This window comes from Blastocatellia bacterium, from assembly GCA_016713405.1.
In the GTDB taxonomy this organism is placed as follows: Bacteria; Acidobacteriota; Blastocatellia; order Chloracidobacteriales; family JADJPF01; genus JADJPF01.
In genome coordinates this window covers 1-16,823 of the sequence record JADJPF010000014.1, presented here as the reverse complement: position 1 = coordinate 16,823, position 16,823 = coordinate 1, and the positions used below count along the sequence as shown (strand labels likewise).

The 16,823-nt window shown below is 34.8% G+C and carries 20 protein-coding genes and 2 pseudogenes; 9 read left to right on the top strand and 13 right to left on the bottom strand.

The genetic code is table 11. The annotated features are described in order from the left end of the window. Positions 1-225 precede the first annotated feature (225 nt). The gene (gene rplS, locus IPK14_16900; GenBank protein ID MBK7994994.1) at positions 226-615 is read left to right on the top strand and encodes a 50S ribosomal protein L19; all 390 of its coding nucleotides are present in this window, start codon (positions 226-228) and stop codon (positions 613-615) included. Positions 616-874: 259 nt separating this feature from the next. Then, positions 875-3,724 (top strand): excinuclease ABC subunit UvrA, encoded by a 2,850-nt coding sequence (gene uvrA / locus IPK14_16895; protein ID MBK7994993.1) that lies wholly within the window; start codon positions 875-877, stop codon positions 3,722-3,724. A gap of 41 nt (positions 3,725-3,765) precedes the next feature. Here uvrA and IPK14_16890 read toward each other — a convergent pair whose 3' ends face one another. Together IPK14_16890 and IPK14_16885 are read right to left on the bottom strand one after the other, a co-directional pair. Beyond that, the gene (locus IPK14_16890; protein MBK7994992.1) at positions 3,766-4,695 is read right to left on the bottom strand and encodes an SDR family oxidoreductase; all 930 of its coding nucleotides are present in this window, start codon (positions 4,693-4,695) and stop codon (positions 3,766-3,768) included. A gap of 26 nt (positions 4,696-4,721) precedes the next feature. Further along, positions 4,722-5,573, bottom strand: a complete 852-nt coding sequence (locus IPK14_16885) for an acyltransferase family protein (protein ID MBK7994991.1) — start codon at positions 5,571-5,573, stop codon at positions 4,722-4,724. 222 nt (positions 5,574-5,795) lie between these two features. On the opposite strand from IPK14_16885, the pseudogene amrS reads away from it, so the two are divergent. Beyond that, a pseudogene (gene amrS / locus IPK14_16880) lies at positions 5,796-6,955 on the top strand (AmmeMemoRadiSam system radical SAM enzyme). Between the two features lie 222 nt (positions 6,956-7,177). On the opposite strand, the gene IPK14_16875 reads toward amrS, so the two are convergent. From IPK14_16875 to IPK14_16855, 5 genes are read right to left on the bottom strand one after another with little or no spacing between them, the layout of a single operon-like run. Next, on the bottom strand, positions 7,178-7,876 hold the full coding sequence (locus IPK14_16875) for a hypothetical protein (protein MBK7994990.1): 699 nt from the start codon (positions 7,874-7,876) through the stop codon (positions 7,178-7,180). After that, entirely contained in the window at positions 7,876-8,130 is a 255-nt protein-coding gene (locus IPK14_16870; GenBank protein MBK7994989.1) for a hypothetical protein, read from the bottom strand. The genes IPK14_16875 and IPK14_16870 overlap by 1 nt, the downstream gene beginning before the upstream one ends. After that, positions 8,090-8,275, bottom strand: coding sequence for a DUF692 family protein (locus IPK14_16865; protein MBK7994988.1), 186 nt, complete (start codon positions 8,273-8,275; stop codon positions 8,090-8,092). Before IPK14_16865 ends, IPK14_16870 begins: the two co-directional genes overlap by 41 nt. Positions 8,276-8,281: 6 nt before the next feature. Then, positions 8,282-8,671, bottom strand: coding sequence for a hypothetical protein (locus tag IPK14_16860; GenBank protein ID MBK7994987.1), 390 nt, complete (start codon positions 8,669-8,671; stop codon positions 8,282-8,284). After that, a complete protein-coding gene (locus IPK14_16855) occupies positions 8,614-8,766 on the bottom strand; it encodes a hypothetical protein (GenBank protein ID MBK7994986.1) in 153 nt (50 codons plus the stop codon). The genes IPK14_16860 and IPK14_16855 overlap by 58 nt, the downstream gene beginning before the upstream one ends. 105 nt (positions 8,767-8,871) lie before the next feature. On the opposite strand from IPK14_16855, the gene IPK14_16850 reads away from it, so the two are divergent. The 6 genes from IPK14_16850 (at position 8,872) to IPK14_16825 (ending at position 12,601) form a co-directional block, all read left to right on the top strand. Beyond that, a complete protein-coding gene (locus IPK14_16850) occupies positions 8,872-9,726 on the top strand; it encodes an amidohydrolase family protein (protein ID MBK7994985.1) in 855 nt (284 codons plus the stop codon). A gap of 56 nt (positions 9,727-9,782) precedes the next feature. Further along, a complete protein-coding gene (locus IPK14_16845) occupies positions 9,783-10,514 on the top strand; it encodes an RNA pseudouridine synthase (protein ID MBK7994984.1) in 732 nt (243 codons plus the stop codon). A gap of 248 nt (positions 10,515-10,762) precedes the next feature. Next, positions 10,763-11,032, top strand: a complete 270-nt coding sequence (locus tag IPK14_16840) for a hypothetical protein (protein ID MBK7994983.1) — start codon at positions 10,763-10,765, stop codon at positions 11,030-11,032. Between the two features lie 288 nt (positions 11,033-11,320). Continuing rightward, on the top strand, positions 11,321-11,554 hold the full coding sequence (locus tag IPK14_16835) for a hypothetical protein (protein MBK7994982.1): 234 nt from the start codon (positions 11,321-11,323) through the stop codon (positions 11,552-11,554). A gap of 494 nt (positions 11,555-12,048) precedes the next feature. Continuing rightward, positions 12,049-12,300: a protein kinase gene (locus IPK14_16830; protein MBK7994981.1), complete on the top strand. Its 252-nt coding sequence runs from the start codon at positions 12,049-12,051 to the stop codon at positions 12,298-12,300. Between the two features lie 109 nt (positions 12,301-12,409). After that, complete coding sequence (locus IPK14_16825) at positions 12,410-12,601, top strand: hypothetical protein (protein MBK7994980.1); 192 nt, start codon at positions 12,410-12,412, stop codon at positions 12,599-12,601. A gap of 176 nt (positions 12,602-12,777) precedes the next feature. Here IPK14_16825 and IPK14_16820 read toward each other — a convergent pair whose 3' ends face one another. From IPK14_16820 to IPK14_16795, 6 genes and pseudogenes are all read right to left on the bottom strand, one after another. Continuing rightward, positions 12,778-12,930: a hypothetical protein gene (locus IPK14_16820; GenBank protein MBK7994979.1), complete on the bottom strand. Its 153-nt coding sequence runs from the start codon at positions 12,928-12,930 to the stop codon at positions 12,778-12,780. Beyond that, a pseudogene (locus IPK14_16815) lies at positions 12,873-13,352 on the bottom strand (Glu/Leu/Phe/Val dehydrogenase). The gene IPK14_16820 and the pseudogene IPK14_16815 overlap by 58 nt, the downstream one beginning before the upstream one ends. Next, the gene (locus tag IPK14_16810; protein ID MBK7994978.1) at positions 13,301-13,564 is read right to left on the bottom strand and encodes a hypothetical protein; all 264 of its coding nucleotides are present in this window, start codon (positions 13,562-13,564) and stop codon (positions 13,301-13,303) included. Before IPK14_16810 ends, IPK14_16815 begins: the two are co-directional and overlap by 52 nt. Next, positions 13,533-13,640 carry a hypothetical protein gene (locus IPK14_16805; GenBank protein ID MBK7994977.1) on the bottom strand — a complete coding sequence of 36 codons (108 nt, stop codon included), beginning with the start codon at positions 13,638-13,640 and terminating at the stop codon, positions 13,533-13,535. The genes IPK14_16810 and IPK14_16805 overlap by 32 nt, the downstream gene beginning before the upstream one ends. A 1-nt stretch (position 13,641) precedes the next feature. Further along, positions 13,642-13,854 (bottom strand): hypothetical protein, encoded by a 213-nt coding sequence (locus tag IPK14_16800; GenBank protein MBK7994976.1) that lies wholly within the window; start codon positions 13,852-13,854, stop codon positions 13,642-13,644. Between the two features lie 522 nt (positions 13,855-14,376). Further along, a complete protein-coding gene (locus IPK14_16795; GenBank protein ID MBK7994975.1) occupies positions 14,377-14,637 on the bottom strand; it encodes a hypothetical protein in 261 nt (86 codons plus the stop codon). Positions 14,638-16,823 lie beyond the last annotated feature (2,186 nt).

The following is a 16,823-nucleotide window of genomic DNA, read 5'->3' as shown; positions in this document are numbered from 1 at the left end:
GAAAAGATAATTTAGCTGTAAATTATGTCTGACTTTTTCCTAGATTTAATAAATATAAAGTCTTTCTCCAAAATAGGTTGATTTGATAAAGGATTAAAGGCAAAATTAGCGTTTTCCTCGCACTAGCGAACCAACATTATTTAATTACCAGTTTTAATTTTAAGTTTGTAAGGAGGCAGTACCAATTAGAAAACCAAAATCTTGGTAGGTACTGAATGAAGGCGGATGAACCCAACTATAGATGCACTAGAAAAAAAAGGTATGCGCACTGTGCCAAGCTTTGGCCCTGGGGATACTATTAGAGTACATGTAAGAATTAAAGAAGGTGATAAAGAACGCCTTCAAGTTTATGAAGGTGTAGTAATAGCCCGTAAACATGGTGGTATTAGAGAAACTGTAACTGTACGTAAAATTAGCTTTGGCGTTGGTGTAGAAAGAATCTTCCCACTACATGCAACTATCATTGATCATATTGATGTTATTAGACTTGGTAAAGTACGCCGTGCTAAATTATACTACTTGCGCGAGTTACGAGGTAAAGCTGCTCGTATTCGTGAACTTGATACCCGCACAGAAAAAGGTGCTAGAGCCGCTAAAGCTGCTAAATCATCCTAGTGTTAAACACTTGGGTGTAAAACCGAGATCTAAAAGACTAGACATAAAAAATTGTTTTTAGTAAGCAGTTTTTTGTGTCTGTCTCTTTTATGCTTAGTTAATTGCTTCTAAATCTCTTTCCTAGTATTTCTTACTCTACCTCCTGGACAAATCACGCTAAGAAGAACTTACAGCAAATTATAGCTGTGTTATGCTTATAATTTGGCTTAAGTAGTAAATTTTTAACCTATCAACCTTTCAGTAAAAGAAGTATTTAGTAATGAGTAGCAAAATAGATAATTTATCAGAATGGATTTTAGTAAAACGTTCCAGAGTACATAATCTTAAAAATGTTTCTGTAGATATTAAATTAAACAAACTAACTGTTGTAACAGGGGTTTCAGGCTCAGGAAAGACTTCTTTAGCCTTTGATACTATTTATGCCGAAGGTCAACGCCGTTACGTAGAATCACTATCAGCTTATGCTCGTCAATTTTTAGAAAGAATGGATAAACCAGATGTTGATGAGGTAATAGGTATTTGTCCAGCCATAGCTATTAGTCAAAAAAATAGTTCTCGTAACCCTAGATCAACCGTTGCTACTCAAACGGAAATTTTTGATTATTTAAGGTTACTTTTTGCCAGAATAGGTAAATCTTATTGTCATTTATGTGGTCAGTTAGTTAAACGTGATACTCCAGAAAGTATTGCTGATGAAATACTTAGCTTGCCTGAAGGTACACGCTTTTTTATAGGTTTTCCTGCTGTAAGTGAAACAGAAACTAGTAAATCTACTAAGAAAAAAGATCAAGCTAGACACCTGCAAGCCCAACTAATGAGCTTAATGCAGCAAGGCTTTACACGTCTTTATCATCAAGGCCAAATTATTGAGCTTCAAACACCTGATAGCTTTACAGGCGATAGTTTAACAGATGTTTGTGTTTTAGTTGATCGCCTTGCTATAAAGGCTGACATTAGACAACGGCTAATTGATTCTATAGAAACTTGTTACCAATCTGGTAATGGTCAAACAAAAATTTATACTTTAGCAAATCAAAACTTGCCAGAAAAAGAGTTTTACTTTAGTGAAAAATATGCCTGCAAAACTTGTAATGTAATTTACCCTGTACCTGAACCTAGGTTATTTTCATTTAATAACCATTATGGTGCTTGTTCTACTTGTCAGGGTTTTGGTAATACTATAGGAATAGATTTAGATTTAATAATTCCTAATCGTCAGCTTAGTTTATTGGCTGGAGCCATTGATCCTTGGACTAAAGCTCAATTTGATTGGGCTTTAGATGAAATGAAAGAATACTGTGAAAAAGCACAAATTCCACAAAATATTGCTTTTCAAGACCTAAGCCCTCAACACCAGCAATTAATTATCCAAGGTGATAGCAAAGCAAAATGGATGGGTGTTAAAGGTTTTTTTGATTGGTTAGAGACTAAAAAATATAAATTACATATCCGGGTGCTTTTAAGCAAGTATCGTGGTTATACTACTTGTTATGATTGTGGAGGCGGACGACTACGCCAGGAAGCGCGCAATATCAAAATAGCTGACTATAGCTTGTCTCAAGTGCTAGCTTTTAATGTTAGCCAGGCTGCTAAATTTTTTGACACACTTTTTTTAACAGAAACAGAATTAGCTATTGCAGATCGCTTGTTACTTGAAATAAAACGTCGTTTGCATTTTCTCTTGGATGTTGGACTAGATTATTTAACATTAGATAGATTAGCTAGTACATTATCAGGTGGAGAATCTCAAAGAATCCAGCTAGCTACTAATTTAGGAGCTAGTTTAGTTGGCGCACTTTATGTTTTAGATGAACCTAGTATTGGGTTACATCCACGCGACAATCAACGCTTAATCAATATCTTAAAAAATCTTCGTGATATTGGTAATACGGTTTTAGTTGTAGAACATGAAACAGCAATGATTAAATCGGCTGATTATGTGGTAGATGTTGGACTTGGAGCAGGGGAATTTGGAGGCGAAATTGTTTTTCAAGGCACTTTTAATCAGCTACTAAAACAAGAAAATTCATTAACTGCTAAATATCTACGTTCAGAGCTAGAAGTTAAAACTCCAAAGCTACGTCGTCCAATAGGTGAAAAATACTTACATATTTTTGGAGCTAAAGAACATAACTTAAAAAATATTGATGTAAAAATTCCTCTTGGTGTAATGACTTGTATTACTGGAGTTTCTGGATCTGGTAAATCTACGCTAGTGCATGATGTAATTTATGCAAATCTAAAAAAACAACGTGGTGAATGGCAAGAAAAAGTTGGTAATTGTCGTCAAATAGATGGTAGTAAACATTTAGCAGAAATTATTTTAGTTGATCAATCTCCAATTGGTCGGACTCCAAGGTCAAATCCTGTTACTTATATTAAGGTTTATGATGTAATCCGAGAAGTTTTTGCTAGCACTAAAGAAGCTAAATCACGTGGTTATGATGCTAGCCATTTTAGTTTTAATGTTCCTGGTGGACGCTGCGAAACTTGCCAAGGAGATGGGACAATTACGGTAGAAATGCAGTTTTTAGCTGATGTTGAACTTGTTTGCGAAGAATGCAAAGGAACTCGTTTTAAGGCTAGTTTATTAGAGGTTAAATACCGTAACCGTAATATTCATGAGGTTTTACGCTTAACGGTTAGGGAAGCAATGAGCTTTTTTGCTAGTGTCCCAAGAATTACTAACCGATTAAAAGTATTAGATGATGTTGGACTAGGTTATCTACGATTAGGACAATCTGCTACTACATTATCAGGTGGTGAAGCACAGAGAGTAAAACTAGCTTCATATCTAGCCAAACGGACAAGTGAGCGAACTTTATTTATTTTTGATGAGCCGACTACAGGACTACATTTTGATGATATTAATAAGTTGTTGATGTCTTTTCGTCGCTTGATAGATGCTGGGGCTACAATTGTAATTATTGAGCATAATTTAGATGTTATAAAAACGGCTGATTGGGTAATTGATCTAGGCCCTGAAGGTGGGGATGAAGGAGGCTATGTGGTTGCTACTGGCCGACCAGAAGAAATTATTGAAAGTGTCAATTCTTACACAGGCAAATTTCTGCATGAGCATTTATCAGGAGTTTTGCAAGAAGCTTAAAACGTCAGGTTGATTAGATTTGCCAGCTAAAAAAAATTTTTCTAGTAAAGAACTGTAGCCCGCAAAGTTTCACTTAAAGAAAGTTGTGGGCGGAAGTGAAAGTCTTTTTGAAAACGTGTTCCATCAATAATACAAGGATACATTAAATATTCGACTTGGGGAGCAGGTAGCGGCCCAATTCCTAATGACCACAAGGCTTGCAAGGCTGAATAACCTACAACATGAAGCACTGGTATTGGCATGCCTCCAACAATATTAATAAGTTCTGTTAAGGGAAGTTCACCTGGGCCAACTATATTATAAATTCCACTATGGTTATATCTTAAACAAGCATTTATTGCCCTTGCCATATCAATTTCATGAATTACTTGCATCATTGGATCAAAACCTAATGGAATAGGTATATACTTTAAGCGTAAGTAGCTAGTAAGATTATTATGTACATGCGAGCCAATAATATGACATGGGCGAAGTATAATTGTTGAAATTTGGGGGTTTTTATACATCCAGGAACGGCAATAAGAATCAAATTCTACTTTATCGCTAATTTCTGAATAACGTTGGGTAACTTTCAATGGGAAATCTTCCGTTATATAAACTGGATTGTTGGGATCTGCTCCATAGACTGTAGCACTAGAAAGCAGAACAACCTTTTTAACCTCATAACGTTCACAATCTTCTAGTAATTTCATTGTACCAACAACATTTATATGATGGCGTTGTTTGATAGGTAGGCGAGGATTGTCATTAACTGCCATATGAATAACGCAATCAACTTGACGGCGGCGAAAAATATCTTCTAGTTTGTTTTTAGTAATGTCTAGGCGATGAAATTCTATTTGTCGGCCTTTAACCGGACGTAAATCTCTAAGTCCTACGCCAACAATATCCCAATTTTTAGGAATCATTTCAGCAACTTGATTAGCTAAACCGCCAGAAATACCAGTAATTAAAACCTTTTTACGCAGCATAAAAATTTTTTGCCCTCATAAAAATATTACCAAAAAATGTGTTTACGTTTGGATAAACCATAGGAAATATTTTCTAAAATCTTAGCTTTTACTATATCAACTTTCTTTTGTACAACAGAGTCAGTTTCATTTCCATCACCTTCAAAATAAAGAGGGTCGCCAAAATAAATGCGGTATTTGGTTGGAAATGGCACAAATCCAAGCAGTCCTAGCCAAGGAAAAGTAGGTGTAATAGGAAAATAAGGTAGTCCTAAAAGTTTTGCTAGAGGTTTAGCGTCATAAAAAGATGGCATCTGCTCTTCGCCTCCAATGATGCTTATAGGGACTATTGGAGTATTAGTTTTTAGTGCTATTCGCATAAAACCTAAGCCAAAATCTACTAAAGTATAACGATCATACCAAAGCTTTCCAGAACCTTTAGCCCCTTCAGGAAATACCAGTACACATTCATCATTTTCTAGTAATTTAACACAGTTTTGAGGGTCGCCTAAAATTTGACCATGACGGGCCACAAAAGTGCTAACCAAAGGCATAGTTCCAAACCAACGTTCAATCATTGTTCTAACAAGTCTTGGAGGATCAGCATCCATAAGCATTGCAGCAGCAATATTTAGGCCATCCATTGGCATTTGTCCGCTATGATTACCAATTAATAAAACCCGTCCTGAAGGAACTTTGTCAATACCAAAAACTTCTGTACGCCAATAATAGCGGTAAAGCCAAACACAAAGTTGTAAGCCATATTGAGCCATTTCTGGATGAAAGCCCCAAGCATCATAATTGTATTCATTTAATGGTGTGGGTACACGTTTTAATCTGCGTTTAATCTCTTTATCTACACTAGCATCAAGTTGAGAACCTATAAGACGCAATGCCATATTAAGCATAGTGGTTTCTCCATATTTTAACTTGGTTTTAACTTGGTAATAATTTGCTAGGCTACTATCAAACATACTTTATAAGCAATAGGATTTAGGAAAAATTTTCTATTAATTTAATAAAATAAATTTTAAGTGATCTTAAGCGTTTTTCTTGCAGGCAAATCTTTAAGAGATTAAGCTAAAATAATATAGATAAAGGTTTTTTAAGGAGCAATATTTATGTCTAATATATCTAATCAAGGATCACGAGAAGAAAAACGTGCAAAATTAAAAGTTATTGGTGATGTTTTAGCTAAATATACTCATGAAGGCGAACTTTATGAGCAACTAGCTGATAATAAAGTATTTTGTTACTCCTGTGGTCATCGTTGCCGTATTGCAGATGGTTTAGCAGGTGTTTGCAAGGTACGTTTTAATGAAGGTGGCAAATTATATGTTCCCTGGGGATATGTTGCAGGGCTTCAATGTGATCCAACAGAAAAAAACCTTTTTTTTCATGCTATGCCCGCTACAGATGCCTTAAGCTTTGGTATGCTGGGATGTGACCTACATTGTGATTACTGTCAAAATTGGATTACATCACAAGTCCTACGTGACCCTAATGCTGTAGCTCCTGCTAAAACAATTTCTGCTGAACAAATGCTAGATATGGCTGAAAGGGAAGGCGTTTCTACTGTGACTTCTACTTATAATGAGCCTTTAATTACTAGTGAATGGGCAGTCTCTATTTTTAAGCAAGCTAAAGAAAGAGGTTTTTTGACAGCATATGTTTCTAATGGAAATGGTACGCCAGAAGTTTTAGATTATTTACAACCTTGGGTAGACCTTTACAAAGTAGACTTAAAAAGCTTTCGGGATAAAAATTATAGGGAACTAGGAGGATTACTAGTTAATGTGCTAGAAACTATTCAAGGCTTAAAGGCTAGAGGGTTTTGGCTAGAAATTGTTACTTTAGTAATACCTGACTTTAATGACTCTCAAGAAGAGCTACAAGAAATGGCAGAATTCCTAGTTTCTGTAGATCCTTTTATTCCTGGCATTTAACAGCTTTTCATAGCGATTACAAAATGCTTGACAAGGAAAATACTAATATAAAAACACTAATTAAAGCAGCAGAAACAGGAAGAAAAGTTGGGCTAAAATATGTTTATATTGGTAATGTTGCGGGTCGTGTCGGAGGATGGGAAAATACTTGGTGTCATAATTGTAATGAACTACTGATTGAACGATATGCTTATCATATTAAGCAATTTTCTTTACAAAATGGTAAATGTCCAAAGTGTCAGACCATCATTCCTGGGCGGTTGTCATCCCCACGGTTTCCGCTAGATTATAAAATTAGCAAAACTAATGGTTGGGTAAGAGCTTTAAGATTTTAACTGCTCTATTTTTAATTAGTTATTCTTAAGTTGGATATATGGGCTTTCAACCCTACGTATAATTAATTTAGATAAAGAGTTTCTTCTTCCAAAGCAGTAGCAATGATTTCTTGGCCTTAGTGCGTGTTACACCTGAAGCTAAAGATCGTTCAACAATTTGTTGAATTGTTAAAGTTGTTCGGGCTTCAATTAAAACTAGGTAATCTAACCTGTCAATATCAACTAAAGAAACTCCGTTAGCAGCAGGTAAACAAAGCAAGTAAACTTTCTTTTTTGCTCAACTTTAGGTAAATTTTCTAGTCGTGGAGCATCATCACACAAAACCATTGCAGGCATTAAACTTACTTCAAAAAGATATTTTTCTACTGCTTGAATTGTTTCTACTGTATTTGCTTGAAATGCACCTACATCAGCACCAGGAATTAAACGGACACGTAAGTTTTCATTTAATTTTTCTGGAAGTGCTGGTATACGAATTTTATTAGTTAACTCTCGTCTGCAACGAGCCATTAATGTTTCTAGTCTTAAAACATCATTTAGTTGTGGTGTAGTTAATTCACCTTTAGCAAAAGCATTTGACAGATATTCAGCGAAAGCTAAAGCCATTGATTTACGGTCTTGGATAAATTGATGAAATATTTTGCTAGAAAAAAAGTTTTCTAAAAAAGATAGTCGCCTCGTTTCTGATAAAACTAATGTGGCAGAAACCTTAAATTCTTCTACTAGTGTGCGCATTGTCCTAAGTCTTCGCAGCGGGTCATGGTTCCAAGCTCTAGGATCAATGGCTAGTAGTTGTTTTTTTTCTTGCTCGCTTAAATTTAGGTCAGCTAAAGCTTGTTCAGGGTTTTGATAAACAGAGTTAACAAAAGCTGGATCAAAAAGCATTCTTACTACTAGGTGTTGTAATGTATGATAACTCATTATTTTGCTATTAGTTGGAAAAGATCCTTTCTTTGAATAGGAAATAATTGATTAAGTTTAGCAAAATTATCTGAGCACTCTTCAGCTTTGTTATGTTCACATTCATAAACAATTGCTTTTAGGTTTGGAGCGCGGGAAACAACATGCTCTAAGATTTCCCAGGTTGCTTGGATAGGCTCAGGGCTATGATCATCATTTATATATGAATAACCGCTAGTTTCTGTAAATGTTCCGCCTGCTAAGATGGAGTTCAATTACTCGTTCAAATGGGTAGTTGTCAAAGCCTGTTAATGGGCTAAGACCTCGGCTATGTTGGAAAATTGCTAAATGAGCGCAATCTAGCAGTAGTCCACAGTCAGCACGCTCGGCCATTTCAGCAAAATATTCTAAAATGTGCATTTCTGCCTAAGTAGACAACCGCAGGTGGATTTTCTGGCAAGCAACAAAGCTGTGATTGATTTTGAATTTTTGGATGTTATCAACTGACTCTAAGACTGAGTCCATACATAAAATCGGGGGCATTAGCATTTGATGTCCGCGCTCACGTGAGCCAAAATGCCAGCGTCCAGCATCTCCACAAAGCCAAACAGCATTTATTTCTTTAGCCATTTCTATTGTAGAAACTAGCCAATTCTCGGTTAAATCAGCTTTTTCTTCAATATTAATATCTAAGAAATGATAAGTTGTTGGTAATGCTAAATTTACCCAACGTCGGACATGTTCATCTAATCCACGATCTAAGTCGCCACCATATTCAAAAAATGTATTAAGGTAGGGTAATTTTCCTGTAACCAACAAGCATCAATTCCTTTTGTTGCAGAAGCAAACTCTCCAGAAATACCAACACCTAGACGAGGAATTTTAGCTATTTTATCAAAGAATTTACTCATAAAAATTTCCAAACATAAAACGTGATTTTCTTGGACAGCTATTTTTTTATTAAAAGTCGTGTTAATTTCCTGGCAGATAATTTTAAGGAGCAAGCCAAAAGACAAATGCGACGCTTATTATTGTTTCTGCCAATTATGATATTTGCTGTTATGTTAAATACAAGTAATTTTAGTTGTTATATGGCTTCTAAAAAAGCAGAACCTACTGAAACGAATATTATAGATGTACACGCTCATATAGGTGAATTTAAGGGGTATGACTTAAGTTTAGTAACTTTACTAAAAGAAATAAAAGAAAACAAAATCCAGTATGCTTTTATTTCTAATATTGATGGTGCTTCAATTAGCGGTGTAACTGCTGATTCAGACGAAGTAACAGCAAATGAAGCATCTTTTCAGGCTGCTAAAGCTAATCCAAAGTTAAAACCATTATTTTGGGCAAAACCTGGGGCTAAAATGTCTAGTGCAGAGACAGCAGAAAAGTTTTTAAGAGATAAAAATTTTTGTGGAATAAAATTTCACCCAGATTTTAATAATTTTTCTGCTAATGCTCCTGAAATAATGCCCTATTTAGCTTTATGTGAAAAATATAAAGTGCCAGCACTTTTTCATTGTGGAGGGTCAAGCCGTTCTAATGCTAGTGTAATTTATGAGGCTGCAAAAAAATTTCCTACTGTGCCTGTTGTCCTCTATCATATGGGCTTTAATACTTCACATCAGGAAGCAATTGTAGTAGCGGAGCAAGCTAAAAACAAAAAAGATGCGCTAATTTATTTAGAAACTTCTCATGTTTCACCTGAAACAGTTCTTAGAGCTATAAAAACGGTTGGTGCAGATCGTGTAGTGTTTGGAACAGATGCAACTTATTATGGAGAAGGACACTATCAACAATACTTAGATACTTTACAAACAATAAAAAAAGAGTGTTTCAAGCGAAGAATTTCAACAATTTATACATAATAATGCTGTAAGTATTTTTAATATTACAGAAGATAAAACAAATCAAGGAAACAAAAATGAGCCAGCCAAACCCAAAGATAGCAACACCAAACCCAACTAAAGCTAAGCCAAAACCAGAAAGAGTTGAAACCTTAAGACTTAGTAGCAAATTAACAGTTAATGTTGTTTATGAAGACCGTTATATAATGGCAATAAATAAACCTGCAAATTATTTAATTGCTCCTGTTAGTTGGGAACAAACTAGCCGCAATCTAATGTTAATGCTTAGAGAAGGCATAGAAATGGGCGCACCTTGGGCGCGTCGGCGTGTATTAAAATTTATTACTAATATACATCGTTTAGATGCTGATACTAGTGGAGTACTGCTTTTAGCCAAAAATCGCTTAGCTTTAAGCAAAATGACAGATCTATTTGAAAGACGACAAATTAGCAAAACCTATCTAGCACTTGTAAAAGGTGTTGCTCCAAGTAAAGAGTTTTCCTCAACAGAATCAATTGCAGAGCATCCAAAAATAGCTGGTCTTATGATTGTAGATAAAAGAAATGGTCGGGAGTCTGTAACAAACTTTAGTGTAGTTACCCAGTTTGAAAAGTATGCTCTACTTAAGGCTATGCCAATTACAGGACGGACTCACCAAATACGACTACATTTAGCTTCTCTTGGCTTGCCAGTAGTAAACGACTCTATTTATAGCAATTTAGATACAGCTAACAATAAGTTAAGCTTGCCAACAGAGCCTTTAATATCATCATTACCAATAGAAAGACTAGCGTTAAGATGTTTATGAATTAAGATTTAAGCATCCTCTTTACAGAAAAAGTGTTTATTCAAGCACCACTACCTAGGGATTTTGAACAGACAATAAAAATTTTGCAAAAAGCTTCTATTAATATTTAGGAAAAAATTAAAATTTTGTAGCAATAAACATAATTAAATAGTTTAAGAAATAATAAGTATTTTTTAGCAGTTGGTACTAGACAACAAAAGGAAAACTATCTTACCATCAAAAAAATAGTAATATTTAGGTGTAAAAAAATGGCAAGAAAAAAAGTATTCCAAAAACCTAAGTCATCAACTCAAACAGATATTAAATCCCAACCAGAAACAGACTTTTTAATAAAATCTGATGATAGTTTATCTCCAGAAAGATTTGATGAAATTGTTGCAGGAGTATTTTCATCTAAGCGGCACACAGGACAATTTAGCGATAGACTTAAAACAGCGGAAATAGAGCTACTTCAAAGACCTAATTTTGAGGAAGATAAATCTTTATTGCAGAACTTGAAAAACACCAACTACAGATGAGCCAAATAAAATAGATGAAACGAATGAATTAGATGAAGTAAATAAAGTAAGTAAAACAAATAAAGTAGATAAAACAAATAAAGTAGATAAAGTAGAAGACAATAAATGGGCAGATTGTTTAGTACAAGATATTGATGCTGATTTTGATACATCAGATGATATTATGCAATGGCCCCTAGATTATGACGAGAAGAACGAGAATTTCTAAGTTATTGTCTTTCTCATTTATTAAAAATAAACAAGTTTGTTTCTGACTATAATGCCAGAATATTTACTTAAGGGTTATTTATGTCTGATTCTCTTATATCGGCTTTACTAGCAAGACTAGGATTTTTAGTAGTAGAGTATTTAGCAGAAGATAGCTTTCAATTAATAGGTAATAGTCCAGGTTGGTATCAAGAATTTTGTGGAAAAGTTTTTCTTGTTCCCAAGAATTTCACCTTACACAAACCTTTTCCATTTATTGAAGTTTTCCTTTTGATGCTCAAGAATTTTGGGAGCAAAAAAGTAATGATAAGTTAAACTCTGGCCCCTGGACAGAAACAGACCTAAATGCTAAAGAATACCACCTCCAAGCCACTGCACTTTTAGTTAATAATAAAAAAATTATCTTAATAGAAAACATTAGCTATACCTATCAAGAAAACAAGCCTTACTCCAACAACTAAGAGAAAATAGCCTAAATCATGACCAAATAGTTAAAAAATACGTGCTGAATTTGCTACCAGTAATAGCTTAGAGCAAAATACTGCTTTAATTGGAGGCAAATTAAAATGATCGCTACCAAATAGAGTTAATTTTAGGAAAAGGAGGTCTTGGAATAGTTTACCTAGCAAATTGATTTAGAAACTAATACAAATGTAGCAGTAAAAATGCTATTAGAAGATGCCGAAGACATTTCTCATACACAAAAATGTTTGAACGAGAAATGAAAGTTCTAAAACGAGTAAAACATCCTAATGTAGTAGGAATTTTAGATTCAGGTCTTACAGCAAATAGGGAGACCTTTTTTTATAATGGATTATGTTAAGGGTAAATCCCTTAGTGATTTAATAGAAGAAGAGCGTATTTGGTCAGTTGAACGAATTTTTAATTTATTAAAATATGTTTGCCCTGCCTTAAATGCGATTCACCAAGAGGGCATTATCCATCGAGACTTAAAACCAGCAAATATAATGATTAAAGAAGAAAATGGAGAGGAAATAGCTGTTATCTTAGACCTAGGTATTGCTAAAATTGTTGCTGGGGTCCTAAAGATAGTGCTATGACGCAACTTACTAAAACTGGGATGATTGTTGGCACTATCCAGTATCTTGCCCTGAACAATGCTTAGGTAAGTTACTAGATTTACGCACGGATATTTGTGCCCTAGGAATTATGGTTTATGAATTGTTAACAGGAATGTTACCTTACGAGTCGGATAATGTTCAAGGATGGTTATTTGAACATTTGCGGACTATACCAGAGCCTTTAAGTTTTTATAATCCAATGATTTCGTCTGAAGTTGATAAAGTTGTATTGTGGGCATTAGAAAAAAGGCCAGAAGATCGCCCACAAACAACTTTTTGAGTTTTTAGATAGATTTGCCCAAGCAGTGGGAAAATAAATAATTAGGCATAAATACCACGTAGTCTAATTTCGTGCTACTCTGTCAATTGCTCGCATATAGGCTGCTGTGCGAGTATCAACCTTATGATTTTCTGAAAAACTTAGCATTTCTTGAAAAACTCTTTAACATTTTATGTTTAATGTTGTCCAAAAATTTCTTCTTTCTTCCAAAAAAATCCCATACGATTTTGTACCCATTCTAAATGGCGTGCAATTGCTCCACCAGCATTAGCTAATAGGTCAGGAATAACAAATGTTCCTTTTTCATAAAGTATTGATCCGCTTGGGATGTAGTCGAACCATCCGCCGCTTCACATAAAATCTTACATTTTACATTGATAGCATTTTGGCTAGTGATTTGTTCATGCAATGCAGTAGGAATTAATACATCACAATCAATTGTAAGTAGTTCATTAGTTGTAATTTGTTCTGCTAATTCATAGGTCTTAAAGGTTTTATGTTGTGCAAAATGCTCTAAAACTTCAGGAATATTTAACCCTTCAGCTTTATAAATGCCACCATCAACATCAGAAATGGCTACTATTTTATAACCTGCCTCATATAGTAATTGTGCTGTGCTACTGCCACGCCGACCGGGCCTCTTGAATAGCAATTTTGGTTTCTGTTGGTGCAAGGTTAAATTCTTTAATGCCTCTTCAATTAAAAATAATACTCCATAACCTGTAGCGGTATTACCTGCAGGTGATCCCCCATTTCAACAGGCTTACCTGTAACTATTGCTGTAACATTATGACGAGCGTGCATTGAATAAGTATCCATTATCCAAGCCATTATTTGCTCATTAGTGTTGATGTCCGGAGTAATAATATCTCCTTCTGGGCCTAAAACATCCAACATATCAGCCGTATAACGCCTAGTAATTCTTTCGATTTCAAGGGTTGTAAATATTTTGATTACATACAACTCCGCCCTGTGAACCGCCAAAAGGAATATCTACTAAAGCGCATTTATAGGTACTCCAGGGTGCTCCAGCACGCATTTCATCTAGGTAATATTTGGGCCAAAGCGCAGTCCACCTGGAGCGTTCCACGAGCTAAATTATATTGGACACGATAGGCGGCAAATATTTCTGTGTCACCATTGATGCGCTGGATTGGCAAATAGACGCAGACTTCCTGGCTAGGAGTACGTAGAATTTTATATAAATTAGGCTCTAGGTTAAGTAATTCTGCGGCACGGTCAAAGCGTGCCATTGTTGATCCGGAAAGGGCTATATTCGTCATAAGTTTGGGGTAAATAGGACATTAGCAAGTCTCCAAAATTTTGATAATGCAGAAAATATAACATTTTATTGAAAAAGAAAGTGTTAAAGTAAAATTTTAGTAATAAAACTCACCAAAGAAAACTCTTAGATGGAAAGAATAATATGTGTAGAATGCTTATCAAGCAAGACAAAGAAAAGCGGGCATCTAAATAAAATCTTCTGCCTTTAAAAAATAAATTAAAACTAGATAAAATACGGCGGGTTAAATACGGGATGTTATTTTAGGTAAATTAGAAATAATGACATTTTTCTAATACTTTAGGTGCTTAGAAAACCCACCTAACTATTTACAAGCTTGAGGTGGGTTTTCTATTAATCCTTTAGAATCTATGTTTTATAACATTAGTTCTTTTCTTTAGTTGTTGAACCACTTTCCATATTTTTAAGTATTATCTCAGCATAGACTTCATCTGTCCCAATATCTTCATTAAGAAGTCCCATTGGTACTTGCCTAGTGAAAGCAATTGGTTCTATGGCAGATGGTGTAGCATCTGGGAAAAAACAGAACTATAGGAAAAAGAAAATCATCTGGATTTAACCACCAACCAAGGTCTTCACCCCATACTTTACAATCAACTTTATAACGTAGACCTTTTTCCATTAAGAACTTTTCTAAAGGTGTAAAACGTATTTCACCCGTTACATCTACTTTTGCATTGTTGCTGTGTAGGTTTAATTGCATTGTAAGTCTTGCATTAGTTATGGTAGCCATAATTTTCTCCTTTCAAAAACCAATAACAGACTTAGGGTATAACTAAAAACAATTATACCTTTTACTTAAAACTACTACTACTTGCGAAATTTTTACGTCAAAATCCTACTAGACTGTGAAATATTAACCATTTAGTAGCTGTAAAAGTACTAAAGTTAAAAGAACAAGTAGATAGCATTAAGACTAGCAAGCTATACCCATTTAACTTGTTATTGTTATCGTTGCCGGTAAGTTAGAAGATTCTAGAGAAATAAAATATAGAAGATGTAAAACTGCTAAATTATCAATTTCTTATTCCATTTATAAGTTATTTTTAGATACTTTATGTGTTCGAAAATTTCTAGTTACCTAAAATTGTTTTTCTATCTATTTTTAGCAGTCCATTGCTAGTAGCAAAGTAAACATTTTTTCATTGCTAACAATAGCAGGACATTGTTAGAGGGTAAAGCTGAGAAAATTTGTGCCAAATTTTACTTTTTTAGATTCAATAAAAAATCCCATCTCCTAAACTGCCTCACGTATAAATATTGGCTATCTGCATACATAGCATTAGGGTTAACATCAAATTTACTCATTTCAGGAGAAAATTAATTAGCTCTCCTTGCAGGAGTAAGCGCATCTACTTCCACCGCCATTTGTTCCAATATAAAGAGTTCCATTGACTGCTAGCAATGCGTTAATCCAGTTATGAGAAAGTTTAGAATTATTAATTGTTAAACTTCTAATTACTTCGTAATCCCTCCATTTCAATAAGTCCGCCTAAACTACCAACAAATAAACGATTATTAACAAACGCACTAGTGTAAAGATAATTATTTGGTAAAGAAATAGGCTACGAGCAATATTTCCTTGTAGTAGAAGTTAATCCCCTACCAGTGGCAAGGCAGTTGAAGGAGGCTCGTTATTGGGTCATTGTCTGAGCTAGAAACCGTTAAGACGAGCACTCATATTAGAGTTAATACCAGTACGCTCATCTAAGGTTTTATATTGTAATTGATTGTCAAAAACGGAAGTCCTGTGGAAGTGGCAACTAACATTTTTGATGTAAGTGATTCAGGGAAACAAAATTAATTTCTCTTGATGGTGCTATTCTTGTAAATGTGATTGGCTGCATTTGTTTCTAGGTCAAAAATATCAATTCCTTGGTCAAAGTAACCAATCCATAACCTTCCACCTCATCGCAAGCCATTGTGCTTATATGGTCGGCTGTTAATGGCGAGAGTGTAATTGTGCCGAATCGGTCAAATTCTAAACGAGTCTTCGAAAGTTAATGCCTGCCTCGTAAAAATACCACCTCTCGCTTGTTGTAAAAAAAGGCTTTGATCCCCGCCATTTGACCTCGTGCCATTGTATTTGTAAATTTGTTTTATCACTATCATTTATACTATCGGAAGCTTTATTAATAGGGATAAACAGAAAAAACTGATTTATCAAAAATTTCTACTACATCACCAGTAAAAGACCTCCTCCAAAGCTTTTCTCCTATTTGGCTAAAGAAATAATATTAGGAATAGAGTTAATTTTTTTCAATTTCTCCTTGGATCAATTCTCTTAGCACTACACTTAAAATCTGTTGCAATAATAACCCCACGTTTGTCTTCACTTAATGCAGTAATTCCGTTTGACGGCAAGCTCTTGCTTAGTAATTTGTTGCCAACGGCTTTCTTGCCATAGATAAAGACCTGACGCATAAGTTCCAATATAAAGTCGGTTTCCATTTTGTAGTAGTGAAGTAATTTGTGGAATAGGCTTTATTTCTTGGTCTGACGTTAAATTTCAACCCATCAAAAGCCAACAGCCCACAACAAAGTCCCAACTAAAAGTCTTTCCTCTGTTGCTAGTAAACTACTAATTTGTCGAATCACAGGTTTTTGGATCTTATGATGGATAAAATCTTACCATTAAAAATAACTAATCCGTTGTCAGATGTACCAATACAAAGTTGTGGAGCGAAAACTACTGTGCCAGTTAAGTCTATGCTTGGTAATCCATCTAAATTTGTATAGTGTTTAACTAACGGTTTTCTAATCAAAGACCAATAGCCCACCGTGAAGTAGCAATAGTAGTAATTATCATTATATTTATACACATTGCTCTAGTTTGAAATGTTGATAAAAATAATTGCAAACCAGTAGATGATAAAGGGGTAGCTATAACAATAGTGCTATCAATTTTGCTTAAAGAGG